The sequence below is a fragment of the Xenorhabdus beddingii genome (assembly GCF_002127545.1).
Classification (GTDB): Bacteria; Pseudomonadota; Gammaproteobacteria; order Enterobacterales; family Enterobacteriaceae; genus Xenorhabdus; species Xenorhabdus beddingii.
The window spans coordinates 110,950-123,003 of the sequence record NZ_MUBK01000010.1 but is presented as its reverse complement, the minus strand read 5'-3'; the positions used below and the strand labels follow the sequence as shown (position 1 = coordinate 123,003).

The following is a 12,054-nucleotide window of genomic DNA, read 5'->3' as shown; positions in this document are numbered from 1 at the left end:
GAATTAAGATTAAATATGACACCAAGAAAGGTTTTAAATGGGCTAACCCCCATCGAAGCCTATACGGGGCGCACATTGCACTTATTGTGTTAATCCAGCGCCCATCCCTAACATACTTCCCTTTAATGCAGTATTCTTCAAATACTCTTTTCATTATTGGTTCATCTTGACATGCTAAACCAATTTTCTTACTGCTCTTTTTGATACAGAAAACACAATTTCCCAGATGTTCAGGTATGAGTAAATCAAATGGCTGATCTTTCCACCAATCTAAAATATCCTGTTTGTCAAAATCTGAGATATCAGCCAGATAACTCACCACAGCCTTGCGGGTTAATCTGCGTGGCTCATCTGCACGAATACCTATCCATGTTTGATAATTGCCGCGCCCAAAATGGTCGATACAATAATCTCTAAACGGTCTCAGTTTCAGGCGGTCGGTGCAAAACGCCCCTCCGATATAGGGAGTACCATATTTTTCTACCATTTCCTTGAACGGTTGTAATATTGGCATCCGTGTTTGAATATCTTTCGGTTCCCAGACTGTATAACCATTCGATGCCCCTAGCTGGGGATTAATATCGGCCTGTAATACAACGAGCGGAATATCCCAGAATTTCACGACCTCTCTAACAAATCTGTAGGTCATTGGGTGTTCTGCTCCTGTATCCATAAACACATAGCGGACATCCTCACCCTGTTGGCGGCGCTGCTCCATCAAATATACGAGGTATGCCGATGTCCTGCCGCCAGAAAATGAGACGACATTAATCATTGGATTATCCTACCTCAAGGTAGCCGTGAAATTTGTCGCCGATATCGTGATTGCCGCCTTTAATTATATGGATCAGAAAATCACGGCGTTTATTAACTGGCTGCTGGGGTCGGTGGCTGCCCTGACCAAATGGGGCAGCCAGTTCAGCGGTGTGTTTGATACCGTCTCGGATGCGGTGGTGGGGGCGTTTAAATGGATGTGGGAACAGGTGAAAAAAGTCATTGGCTGGATCAGCAACGGACTGGATGCCGTGTCCAAAGGTATCAGCACGGTTAAAGGCTGGTTTGGGTTTGGCAGTGATACCGTCACCCTTGAGCAGAATGTTGAGCAACAGGTGACGACAAAAGACGCCGAACAATACCTTGATGTGCTGGCATCAAAACGCAAGAGCGCACAAGCGGCGGGTGTTGATACCGGCGAGCTGGATAAGGAGATCCGGTTACTGCGTCAGCAACTGGCGGACGGGAACAATGCCGCTGACGTGGTGGCGGGCGTCGAGGCAGCCAATAAAAAACTCATGGCTGCGGCACAGAACCCGTTAAACCCGGTGACCAGTCAGGCTATCAGTAACCAGTCGCACCAGACTAATGAGGTCAACACGCAAATCGGGGAAGTCAATATTAAAACGGCAGCGACGGATGCACAGGGTATTGCCAAGGACATGAAAGGCGAACTGAATAACCAACTGAAAGACTTAGGCCAGCAAACCGCCACGGGGGTAGCCGTATGATCACCGACGTTAAAATTTTTAATGTGGATACCTTCGCCACCCTGTTTGAAACCGCCAGCCCGATACAAATCAGTGTCCGGGATGAGCATAAGGTGACCAAGTTTCAGGTCGAGAACGGCGAGACCCGCAGTGATCATATTGTGGTCGAGGCGGTGGAAATTGGCATGGAGGTACTGCTGACCGGTGAACTGAAAAACAGCTTTGCCGCCATGCAGCAAGCCTATGATATCCACCAGTTGGTCGGTATCCAGACGCGGGTCAAAACCTACCAGCCGATGATCCTGACCAATTTCTACCATGATGAAGTCCCGGAGATGGCCGATGCGATCAAACTGTCCCTGCGGTTCAGTGAATGGCGCACAGTCGAGCCGGAGTATGGCGAACTGCCCCCGCGCCGGGTGGCAAAAAAAGCCCAGTCCGGCACGGTCAACCGGGGCAATGTCCAGACCAAGGACGCGGGCGGGCGGAAAAAATCGGTTGCCGTCAGGATCATGGATGGCGAAAGCCTGTTCGGCTCTAAATCATAGCGGAGGTCAATCATGCGCGAAATTCCCTTACGCGCTATTCCCAACCAACGGCTGGCGGTGACATTGGACGATGTCAACTGGGTGATCACCCTCAAAGCCGCCCGAAACATGATGCTGTGTGATATCCAGCGTGATGACGTGATACTGGTTCAGGGCAGCCGCTTGGTGCCCAATGCCAGCCTGATCCCCTATGCCTATTTGAGTTCCGCCGGCAATTTTGCCCTGCTGACGGAAAATCACGAACTGCCCTGGTGGGAACAGTTCGAATCGACCCAAACCTTAATTTACTGGAACAACGATGATAGACCTGCGACGTATCAGGCTGGGGATTGAAGTCAGCGGGCGGCTCAATTGGTACGAAGGGATGCGTATCTCAGCTTCCGGCACCAAGTACGGCAATCCCCTGCAAAATGAATGTACCGTCAATATTGATGGCCTCAGCACCGACACCCGCGATTTCCTCCTGACCCAAACCAGCCCGTACACCAAAAGCAAACAGCCGCGCCGCCTGATACTGGAAGCCGGCCGGGTGAATACCGGCCTGTTTCGGGTGTTTGTCGGCGATATTGTCAGCGCTGAAATTGCCTCGCCACCCGATGTGACCTTAACGCTAAAAGCCAAGACCGGGAACAGCCGCAGTGGTGAGATTATTTCTTCCTCCGGTGGGGCAATGAAAAAACTGTCTGAGATTGCACAGGGCATTGCCAATGACTGCAAGGTAAAACTGGATTTTCAGGCCAGCGATAAACAGATTGCCAACTGGTATTACTGCGGTGCGGCACTGTCCCAAATCACCCGGTTGCAGGAGTCCGGTGGGGTGAAAGCCTTTATTGATGATGAGGTGTTGTATGTCAAAGACAGCAGCAAATCCCTGAAAAACCGGCTGCGTATCCTGACCCTGAAGTCCGGCATGGTCGGCATTCCCAAGGCCACTGAAAAGGGACTGGACGTCAGCTTCCTGATTGACGGCGAGTCCGTACTGGGCGGTATGCTGCGGCTGGACAGCAAACTGAATAAATCCCTCAACGGCGATTACCTTATTGAACAACTCAAGTTTGATATCGCCTCCCACGACGACGCTTTTTTCTATACCGCGACCTGTAAGCGAGCTTAAATCATGAATCAACCGAACAGCGATATTGCCAGCGAAGGCAGCCTCGCCGGGCAGTTTATGGCGGCCTTTCGTAACCTGATGTTAAACGTGGAGGACATGCTGCCGGCGACGGTGGTGAGTTATGACGACCAGACCAACCGGGCGGTGATCAAGCCTCTGGTGATGATGGCGACAACAGAAGGGCAAACCGTTTCCCGCGCCCCGGTGCATAACATTCCGGTGTTTCGTTTTGGCGGCGGTGGTTTCTTCCTGCGTGTGCCGCTCAAGCCCGGCGATGTTGGCTGGCTGAAGTCCAACGACCGCGATATCAGCCTGATATTCCAGCGCGGCGGGCAGGAAGACCAGCCCAACACCGCCCGGCTCCATTCGTTCAGCGACGCCATGTTCTTCCCCGACACAATCAAGGGCTGGGCGATTGACGGCAAGAACTTAGACGCGCTGGTGATCCAGTCACTGGATGGCTCAGTCTGTTTATCTCTACACAGTGACAAAGCGGTGCTGGATGCACCAAAACTGGAAGTCAATGCGCCGGAGACGGTATTTACCGGCAATGTCACCATCAATGGTAACCATGCCATCCACGGTAACAGTGATTCCAGCGGCGGTACGATGCGCCATAACGGGCGCAATATCGGCGATGACCATCAACACAGCGGTGTACACACCGGCGACGGCAACACGGGGGTGCCACTATGATCACCTTTGCGGTGGATGAAAACAATGACCTGCTGTTGGGGGATGACGGCAATCTGGCGATGGCCCGTGATGCCGACGCGGTCAGTCACCTTTGCGTGCACTACGCCCGTGCCCTGCGCGGGGAAATGCTGCACAAGGTCGATAAGGGGATCCCGTACTGGAAAACCACTTTCGGGCGCAGTGCCGATATTCCGATGTTCGAAGCGGCGTTCCGTGAACGGATGCGTGAGGTGGACGGGGTGGAAGAGGTGGTCTCTTTTCAGGCTGAAATTGCGGATAACGCACTGCGTTATATCGCCGTGATCCGCTCAATTTACGGGAGTTTTACCCTCAATGGCTGATTATCACTACATTACCCGTCAGGGGGTGATTGTGCCGGACACGGCAGAGTTGCGTCGCGATGTGGAAAATGACTTTTTCGCCGCGTTCGGGCAGGACATCGACCTGTCACCGGAAACCCCACAGGGCGTACTGGTGACGATGGAGACCGAGAACCGCGACGCGATGGTACGCAACAATGCCGAGCTGGCCAACCAGATTAACCCGGATCTTGCGGGCGGCATTTTCCTTGATGCGATTTGGGCGCTGATGGGCGGCAGTCGTTTTGCGGCCACCCATTCTTATCTGACGAACGTCGAATTTGGCGGCGTGCCTGAGACCATTATCCCCAAAGGCGCACAGGCGGGATCCGTCACGGGTGCGTTATTTGAAACCACCGGTACCCTGATTATCGGCAAGGACGGTAAAACGAAAGGCGATATGCGGGCGGTGGCCTTGGGTGCGGTTGAATGCAAAGTCGGGCACCTTGAGCGGGTCGCCAGTTCGGTGCTGGGCTGGGAAACCGTCCGCAATCCCACCCACGCGGTGGTGGGTCGTGAAGCGGAATCGGACGTCAGCGCCCGGCGAAGACGTAAACAGACACTGGCCAAGAATACCGTCAGCGTGGGCGAGGCAATCACCTCTTCCCTGTACGAGCTGGAGGGCGTGAACTCGCTGTCATTCCGTGAAAATTACAGCCCGCAGGTTAAAGCCTTTGATGGCATGAAACTGTTGCCCCACAGTGTCTATGTCTGCGTGGAAGGGGGCGACCGTGACGAAATCGCCCGTGCCCTGCTACGCACCAAAACCATCGGTGCCGCCTATAACGGGCAGGAAGTCGTTACCGTCACCGAGCGGGTGAGTGGTCAGGAATACGAAATCCGCGTTGACCGGCCGACCGAAAAAGTGACCTTCTGCCGGGTGACGGTGAAAAAATCCACGATGGATGCACAAAGCATTATCCCCGCCGCCATTGAGCAATGGGTACGTGGTGAGATTGACGGGGATGACGGGTTGATTGTGGGGCGTGAAGTCTCGCCATTCGAGATATCCGCCGCCATCAATGCCATTGAACCCCGGTTATTTATCACCAAAGTCGAACTGTCACTGGATGGCAAAGCGTGGGAGGTGGGGATTATCCCCATCAAACTCAATGAAATCGCCCGGTTGCACCGGGGGTCGGTGCAGGTGGTGATCACATGAAAATACAGACGCTGGATCTGCATTCTGACCTGCTGCGCGCCATTCTCTGGCAGTATGATAACGCCGACAAACTGAAAACACTGGCGACCCGTAAGGCAGCCGCTTTTAACCGTCACAGCGCGGCATTCTGGCAGCACTGGTATCGCGATGTGTTCAATATCGACACCGCCAATGACTTCGGGCTGGCCGTCTGGGCGCGTATTCTGGATGTGTCGCTGGGGATAGATGTTTCCCCCAGTGACAAGACCAAAATCGGCGTTGGTTTTGGCAAGAAACGTAACTTCAGGGGTAATTTCCGGCGCAATGCCGATTACACCCTGATGCTGACGACCAGTCAGAAGCGCCTGATTATCCGTATGCGCTACTTCAACCTGACCCAAAGCCCGACGGTAGTTAACATTAATACTTTTTTAGAACGCTTCTTCTGGCGCAATGACAGCAAGGTCTTTGTGCTTGACCCGCTCGACATGACTTACATGTACTACGTTTTCAACTTCAACCCCGATGAAAACTTGCGGGTGTTACTGGAAAACTTTGACCTGATGCCGCGCCCCTCCGGCGTCGGCGTCAAATACCGCATTGTCACCAAAAAAGCCTTTGGCTTCGGTAAAAAACACACCAACTACTTAAGCAGCAACTTCGGAGCATAATTTCATGACTAAAACATTCAAAACCCCCTTCGCGGCGCAAGGGGACCGGGTTTCTATTCCTAATGAAGTCCAGCCGGACGGCTCTGTCTCGTATACGCAGGGGTACGGTTATGATTACGAGCGTGACCAGAATACCGATCCCGCCGCAAAGGATATCGAACGTGAGAAGATGAACGGGATTTTTCACGATATCACCGAAGCCGTGGGGGAGATCCAGACGTTTGGGGTGGCGAAATGGTCGGTAGAGGCGCAACCGTACCCCCTGCGTGCGGTGGTCTATCACAACCAAAAACTCTGGCAGTCCCGCATCGAGAACAACAAGGAAGAACCGCAAGCGGGTCAGGGGTGGATGGAATTAAAAGCCGACCTGACGGCGGGGGATGTGGGGGCGTACAACAAAGAAGAGGCTAATCAGCGTTTCCAGCCGTTAGGGAACTACCAGCCCGCAGGGTACAGCTACAACAAGGAAGAGTCGGACACCCGTTTTCAGGCAAAAGGAAACTACCAGCCTGCGGGAAACTATGCACTGAAGGGGGAGAGCTACATCAAGGCAGAATCCGATGATAAGTATCAACCCAAAGGGAACTATTTAGAATCAGGCTATAGCTACTCAAAGAACGAAAGCGACGGAAAGTACCAGCCAAGAGGCAATTATGCGCCTGCGGGTAGCTATGCTCCGAAAGGTGAAAGTTATACCAAACCAGAATCAGATAATCGGTATCAGTCAAAAGGCAATTATGCCCCTGCTGGCAATTATGCTGTTCGCGGGGAAAGTTACACAAGACACGAATCAGACGGCCGATATCAATTACGCGGAAACTACCAACCCGTAGGGAATTATCAGCCGGCGGGAAATTATGCGGTTAGGGGGGAGTGTTATACCCGAGGAGAGAGTGATAGCCGATATTTACAGCGTGATGCAGGCACACGTAGAACCCAAGAAATAGTTGTTTGGAATGGTCATATACAAAATCGTGGAGATATGGTTTGTACAGCAGATATTTCTGGTTGCTTTGTATATGTCAAACAAGCTTCTTCGGGAAAATATATGCCACTGCAAGTTCCAGTAGTAGGTAGACGGTTTGTGACTCAATGGTCTGGTGGTTGGTGGGGAGATATTGAATTCATTCCTCCTTATATACTGAGATTCCATAACGGAGACCAAACGATGAATCAAGTAGTATTGTCAAAATAGTAAAATACGATGGAGATATAGTTTACGACCACTTAAATAAGTGGTCGTGATTTTATATTTTATTTTATTTTATTCTATCTGTGAAAATGGCAAAACGGATTCGTCTGCTGTTAACACTCTATCATTATTTCTTTCTTTATTAAGAATTGATGGCTCAATATCGTAACCGATAAGATTTGATAAAATATATTTATTCATCAATCCACTCAAATAGCCATCTTTATTTCGAAATGATTCTATAAACTGACAGTTATATTGATGGTTGTTTGATTTGTACATAAATGGTACAAGATATTGGTTTCTGCCTTTTTGATAGCCATGTCCTTTATTAACAATTTCTCCATGATCAGAAGTGTATATCATAGAATAATTGGTGCTTTCCTTATCAATGACATCATATATATTATTTATAACTCTATCTGTATGATGGATAGTTAAGTCATAGCTATCAGCATTAGGTAGTGCCATCTTATCGGAATTGTCGTAATTCTTATAAGGCATATGACTGCCATGTAAGTGAATTACAATAAATTTATTTTCTTCATTATCTAAAAGAACTTCATTCAAGAAATGACTTAAGTTGTCATCTTTAAAGTTTGTGAGTTTTATTACATCAGATTTTTTTGCAATAAACCCATATTTAGATGAGTGGAGCCCATCTAGATCTTGTGAGCCTAACCAATACGTCTTATAGCCATTTGATTTAGCCATTTCTATTATTGATTTGTTTTTAAATAAATTTAATTCGCTTTCTGGGGTATGAAAAGCAAGGGACATAGAAACAGAGTTTCTTGTTATTGGCGCACTAGAATGTGCGTTATTTATTATACATCCTCCGTTAGAAGAAAATATACGATTCATGTTTGGTGTTGTATTTAATTCGTATCCATATGCACTATAATGAGTTGATAGTGATGATTCACCCATTATTAAAATAATAGTATTGATATTTGGTTTTTTATTTCCTATTATTGATTCGTTAAATTCACTTATTTCGCTGATGTTTGCATATTTATCATTTGAATAACTAGAAACATACAAATAAGCAAAATCCCCAATAATAGCGGGATATCTATCCCTTATAAATAAACCGATTGTTTTACTATCTTCTTTGATGTCTGATAATAGTTGTTTGTCGACAGCGGAAGCACTAAGATAAAATGTGACAAGGAAAATAAATACGGGCAAAACTTTTAGAGTTATGTGAAATTTGATATTTTTTGTTTTTCTCCTTATTAGATAAAATAAAGCTAATGTTACCACTAATGATGGCAATAACATTATGAAAAATAAATGACCTGCCATAGACAGAGATTCTTTTTCATTCGTCTCAATAAATGAGTCAAGAACTGACACTGATACTCTTTCTCCAAAAACAAAAGAATAATTTATCTGGATAACAAGAAAGAAAAGTAGTGTAGTACCAGTACTAATCAGAATTTTATTCTTTTCCTTAATTAACAGAAAAATAGACAAGAGTAGCGCAAAGGTTGACAAGTGAGGTATGCTAGAATCTTTTTGAAAGATAAAGAGATTCAGTGGATAAGATAAACCCAATGCTCCAACAATAGTCAAAATGTACTTGTATGATATTTTATTTATTAAATTCATAAGTTATAGTATTCAAGAGTGATATGAAAATCGCATTATTATACATATGTTAATGTATTAAACAAAGAAAAGGCTTTTACTTCTTTGATTAGAAAGTGAAAACGGAGAACCGCCATTTAGTCTTCTGGTTTACACTTTTGACCGCTATATTACATATTTCTATAATCCCTCTTCGGTTTTGGGCAGTAGATCCCCGATACCCATCATTATAGCCAGTAAACAGAAAAGAGCGTAGTGCCTCCCAACACCCCATCCCCGTAATCAGCAAACTGCTGCATCACAGTGACAGCAGCTTACTTTCTCACTGCTCTATGATTTCACGTTTTTCTTTTGAGTGGTTGTAGCGATGTGCTGGTGGATTATATCTATTGGTTAACCCTAATGGCTCTCGCTATTGGCGGTTAAAATATCGGCTCGCAAGTAAAAGAAAATTACTCGCATTGGGGGAGTATATCCTGATATCTCCCTCGCAGAAGCAAGTGCCAAGAGAAATGAAGCACGGCGGACACCATTGGGTGACATGACGACAACCGTTTTAATGTCTCCCTTGAAATTGATTATTGCGGTATGAAATGTATCATCACGCTTGATGATGGCTCTGTTCTTAATGGTGAATTTAACCAACAAAATAAAGTCATGTTCTCATCAATAACAGGGCATAACTGTATGAAACTTAAATTTTAAACTTTTGGAAAAGAAAATTTTTCACAAAGTTTAACAGAAGTTTTATTAAGTCAGATTATGGGGTGAGATCATAGAAGCCTCAGCAAGAGATAATCCCCAATTCACAACAGCAAACAAGAAGCCCCATCTGTATTGTTGTTCTGGTGTTAGTGGGTAGCGCGGCAGGAGCAATTGTTGGTTTGGTGGTCGCTGATACTTTAGATGAAGAAATAGAGGAATTTACCTGTTGGGCAATCAATAAACCGAGGTAGTGATTGTACCGAACGAGACTCAAAAAATTAAAAAAGCTGACAGTAGTCTGAGTATAAAGTAGACTAAAACTTCAATAAGATTAATTAACAAAAGGAGTTTTGGTTATGGGAATGGTAATACTGCCTGTGGGGGTTTTATTATTAGTGTCGGTATTAGCTTGTCTGATTGCCTTTATTGCTACCTGTTGGATTTATTTGCAAAAAGGGCAGGCGGTCAATAGTTTTTTTATTATTGTTTCAGGGGGAGGATTAGCCTTGTCATCTTACGGGCTTTATAAACTGCTTTCTATAATAGGTATGATATAAAAATTTGAACACTAGACAAAGCACTATCCTCGTTGTACTTCATTTTTCCACTGGCTCTCTGCTTGGTTGGGTAAAGAGCTACGGCTGGATTAATACTGGGTGGGCTTATTTTTATACAAAATAATATTATGGTGAAATATGTACTATCGTGATGAATCAGGTTTGTTATTATTAGATGAAAAAGATAAGTTGGATTATTATAGTCAGCAAAAAACTGTTGTTGAAAATAAAAGAACCGCGCTTGATGTTTATAATGAAATGACAAAAGAAATACCATTGTGGTTACGTATCTCTTTTACGATAAGAGATAAAATTTCGAGTCTGGCGGGTGTAAAAGGAATTCATGGTTTCTCTGGCAAAAATTTAAAAGAAACACTCCATGATGGAGATTATGTTGATTTTTTTGAGATTGTACATATCAGTGATGATGAAATGTGTCTATTATCGAAAGATATACATTTGACCGTTTTATTATCTCTGAATATTTCCTCTAATGAGGATCATGGCATCGGTTATATAGTGACTGTGACGGCATCTGTTATCACGCATAATTTTTTTGGGAAAATGTATATGATACCCGTATCTCTTGCCCACGGAAGTATTGTGAAAAGTATGCTATCTAAATTGGGTCATAATATTAAATAGTCGGTGAGCTTTCACTCACCTTATTTTTCTGGTCACACTATTAATGTGTGACTTTATCACTGTACGTTTTTACTATAAGTTTTTTAACTATAATTTTTTAAACTGCACTTTTTTAAATATACAGTGAGTCATGACCCCACCGAGCAGTCCCCAAAATGCTGAACTGACTCCCAGTAAATTTGCTCCCGATGCCGTGATCAGGAAGCAAATAATCGCGGCGTCTCTTGTATATTCATCTTTGATCGCTTGATTTAGGCTATTTGTAAAAGTACCAAGGAGTGCTAATCCGGCCAGAATTTTTATTAATGGCACTGGAAATGCGCTAAACAAATAGAAAATTGCCCCACCAAAAATACCTGCCAGCAAGTAGAAAAAACCAGCAGTGACTGCGGCGATATACCGCTTATTCGGGTCTGGATGGACATCGCTTCCCATGCAAATGGCCGCCGTAATTGCGGCAATGCAAATACTGAACCCACCGAAAGGTGCCAGAATCATGGTCATCAATGATGTCCAAATCAGTAATTTGGATGTGCGGGGAGGGTAGCCCGCCGCTTGTAGGGTCGCGATCCCCGGTGCATTTTGTGACGCCATCGTGACGATAAAAAATGGAATACCCACACCAATGAGGGTGCTGGCGCTAAATTGTGGCATGATAAATTCAGGCATGGAAAACATGATGTTTCCACTTGTCAAATTTAAATCGCCACTGAAAATACTCATCATCAGCCCGGCTGCAAGCGTTGAAATGATGGCATATAACGGAAAATAGCGGCGGGCAATTAAGTAAACCAGCAGCATGGCACCACAAAGCCAAAAGTTGACTTGGAGCATTTGAAACGCATCCAAACCGAAGCGGAGTAATATTCCGGCAAGCATCGCCGCCGCCAAGGTATGAGGGATGTAATTCATCAATCTGGCAAATAGTCCGGTGATACCACATATCAACATGAGTGCCGAAGCGAAGATAAACATGCCGATAGCTTCGTTAACGGAAGTCCCCGGAAAACTGGTCGCCAATAATGCCATTCCCGGTGTTGACCAGGCGGTTAAAATGGGGGTGCGATAATAGCGTGATAACGCAATTGTCGTGACTCCCATTCCCACACCCAGCATACTTAACCAGGCACCTATTTGTGAGGGTTCGACACCGATTGCCGTCGCTGCCTGAAGAATTATCGCAACTGAACTGGCGTAACCCACTAATACCGCAACAAACCCTGTGGCAAGTGTTGCTGGTGAGAAATCCCTAAAAAATGATAGCTTAGGCATATGACATGACCTGTCGGATGTTATAACGGACGATGGTGAGAATATCATCGTCCGTTATAACGTTCAATTATGTATTC

Annotated in this window: 14 protein-coding genes and 1 pseudogene; 12 read left to right on the top strand and 3 right to left on the bottom strand. The window is 46.0% G+C overall.

The genetic code is table 11. The features are described from left to right. Positions 1 to 775 (bottom strand): phosphoadenosine phosphosulfate reductase domain-containing protein (locus Xbed_RS08015; protein WP_086112396.1); only part of this gene is annotated, 775 nt, incomplete at its 3' end. A gap of 25 nt (positions 776 to 800) precedes the next feature. Between Xbed_RS08015 and Xbed_RS08010 the strand changes: the two genes are divergently transcribed. From Xbed_RS08010 to Xbed_RS20150, 9 genes are read left to right on the top strand one after another with little or no spacing between them, the layout of a single operon-like run. Next, positions 801 to 1,505 (top strand): hypothetical protein, encoded by a 705-nt coding sequence (locus Xbed_RS08010; RefSeq protein WP_086112395.1) that lies wholly within the window; start codon positions 801 to 803, stop codon positions 1,503 to 1,505. Further along, positions 1,502 to 2,032: a phage baseplate protein gene (locus tag Xbed_RS19710; protein ID WP_086112394.1), complete on the top strand. Its 531-nt coding sequence runs from the start codon at positions 1,502 to 1,504 to the stop codon at positions 2,030 to 2,032. The genes Xbed_RS08010 and Xbed_RS19710 overlap by 4 nt, the downstream gene beginning before the upstream one ends. A 12-nt stretch (positions 2,033 to 2,044) precedes the next feature. Next, on the top strand, positions 2,045 to 2,365 hold the full coding sequence (locus tag Xbed_RS08000; protein WP_086112393.1) for a phage baseplate plug family protein: 321 nt from the start codon (positions 2,045 to 2,047) through the stop codon (positions 2,363 to 2,365). Then, on the top strand, positions 2,331 to 3,146 hold the full coding sequence (locus Xbed_RS07995) for a baseplate hub protein (protein WP_086112392.1): 816 nt from the start codon (positions 2,331 to 2,333) through the stop codon (positions 3,144 to 3,146). Before Xbed_RS08000 ends, Xbed_RS07995 begins: the two co-directional genes overlap by 35 nt. Before the next feature lie 3 nt (positions 3,147 to 3,149). Continuing rightward, positions 3,150 to 3,842: a Gp138 family membrane-puncturing spike protein gene (locus tag Xbed_RS07990; protein ID WP_086112391.1), complete on the top strand. Its 693-nt coding sequence runs from the start codon at positions 3,150 to 3,152 to the stop codon at positions 3,840 to 3,842. Next, positions 3,839 to 4,183 (top strand): contractile injection system sheath initiator, encoded by a 345-nt coding sequence (locus Xbed_RS07985; protein ID WP_086112390.1) that lies wholly within the window; start codon positions 3,839 to 3,841, stop codon positions 4,181 to 4,183. The genes Xbed_RS07990 and Xbed_RS07985 overlap by 4 nt, the downstream gene beginning before the upstream one ends. After that, positions 4,176 to 5,363 carry a baseplate J/gp47 family protein gene (locus Xbed_RS07980; RefSeq protein WP_086112389.1) on the top strand — a complete coding sequence of 396 codons (1,188 nt, stop codon included), beginning with the start codon at positions 4,176 to 4,178 and terminating at the stop codon, positions 5,361 to 5,363. The genes Xbed_RS07985 and Xbed_RS07980 overlap by 8 nt, the downstream gene beginning before the upstream one ends. Next, positions 5,360 to 6,013 carry a DUF2612 domain-containing protein gene (locus tag Xbed_RS07975; protein ID WP_086112388.1) on the top strand — a complete coding sequence of 218 codons (654 nt, stop codon included), beginning with the start codon at positions 5,360 to 5,362 and terminating at the stop codon, positions 6,011 to 6,013. The genes Xbed_RS07980 and Xbed_RS07975 overlap by 4 nt, the downstream gene beginning before the upstream one ends. A gap of 4 nt (positions 6,014 to 6,017) precedes the next feature. Then, positions 6,018 to 7,208, top strand: coding sequence for a hypothetical protein (locus Xbed_RS20150; protein ID WP_244182439.1), 1,191 nt, complete (start codon positions 6,018 to 6,020; stop codon positions 7,206 to 7,208). Between the two features lie 69 nt (positions 7,209 to 7,277). On the opposite strand, the gene Xbed_RS07965 is transcribed toward Xbed_RS20150, so the two are convergent. Next, entirely contained in the window at positions 7,278 to 8,783 is a 1,506-nt protein-coding gene (locus Xbed_RS07965) for a phosphoethanolamine transferase (RefSeq protein WP_244182438.1), read from the bottom strand. 389 nt (positions 8,784 to 9,172) lie between these two features. Here Xbed_RS07965 and Xbed_RS20145 point away from each other — a divergent pair. The 3 genes and pseudogenes from Xbed_RS20145 to Xbed_RS07950 all read left to right on the top strand — a co-directional run. After that, positions 9,173 to 9,324 (top strand): annotated as a pseudogene (locus tag Xbed_RS20145) (Arm DNA-binding domain-containing protein); the annotation flags it as partial. Positions 9,325 to 9,859: 535 nt separating this feature from the next. Further along, the gene (locus Xbed_RS07955; protein WP_086112387.1) at positions 9,860 to 10,060 is read left to right on the top strand and encodes a hypothetical protein; all 201 of its coding nucleotides are present in this window, start codon (positions 9,860 to 9,862) and stop codon (positions 10,058 to 10,060) included. 138 nt (positions 10,061 to 10,198) lie between these two features. Next, complete coding sequence (locus tag Xbed_RS07950; protein WP_086112386.1) at positions 10,199 to 10,705, top strand: DUF2867 domain-containing protein; 507 nt, start codon at positions 10,199 to 10,201, stop codon at positions 10,703 to 10,705. 87 nt (positions 10,706 to 10,792) lie between these two features. Here the strand turns inward: Xbed_RS07950 and Xbed_RS07945 are convergent, their stop codons facing one another. After that, positions 10,793 to 11,977, bottom strand: coding sequence for a benzoate/H(+) symporter BenE family transporter (locus Xbed_RS07945; protein WP_086112385.1), 1,185 nt, complete (start codon positions 11,975 to 11,977; stop codon positions 10,793 to 10,795). Positions 11,978 to 12,054 lie beyond the last annotated feature (77 nt).

Bases quoted from the DNA above. Each gene is read 5' to 3' on its own strand.
- Xbed_RS07975 (WP_086112388.1), top strand. From the start codon at position 5,360: ATGAAAATACAGACGCTGGATCTGCATTCTGACCTGCTGCGCGCCATT.
- Xbed_RS19710 (WP_086112394.1), top strand. From the start codon at position 1,502: ATGATCACCGACGTTAAAATTTTTAATGTGGATACCTTCGCCACCCTG.
- Xbed_RS07980 (WP_086112389.1), top strand. From the start codon at position 4,176: ATGGCTGATTATCACTACATTACCCGTCAGGGGGTGATTGTGCCGGAC.
- Xbed_RS07945 (WP_086112385.1), bottom strand. From the start codon at position 11,977: ATGCCTAAGCTATCATTTTTTAGGGATTTCTCACCAGCAACACTTGCC.
- Xbed_RS07950 (WP_086112386.1), top strand. From the start codon at position 10,199: ATGTACTATCGTGATGAATCAGGTTTGTTATTATTAGATGAAAAAGAT.
- Xbed_RS07955 (WP_086112387.1), top strand. From the start codon at position 9,860: ATGGGAATGGTAATACTGCCTGTGGGGGTTTTATTATTAGTGTCGGTA.
- Xbed_RS08000 (WP_086112393.1), top strand. From the start codon at position 2,045: ATGCGCGAAATTCCCTTACGCGCTATTCCCAACCAACGGCTGGCGGTG.
- Xbed_RS07995 (WP_086112392.1), top strand. From the start codon at position 2,331: ATGATAGACCTGCGACGTATCAGGCTGGGGATTGAAGTCAGCGGGCGG.
- Xbed_RS07990 (WP_086112391.1), top strand. From the start codon at position 3,150: ATGAATCAACCGAACAGCGATATTGCCAGCGAAGGCAGCCTCGCCGGG.
- Xbed_RS07985 (WP_086112390.1), top strand. From the start codon at position 3,839: ATGATCACCTTTGCGGTGGATGAAAACAATGACCTGCTGTTGGGGGAT.
- Xbed_RS20150 (WP_244182439.1), top strand. From the start codon at position 6,018: ATGACTAAAACATTCAAAACCCCCTTCGCGGCGCAAGGGGACCGGGTT.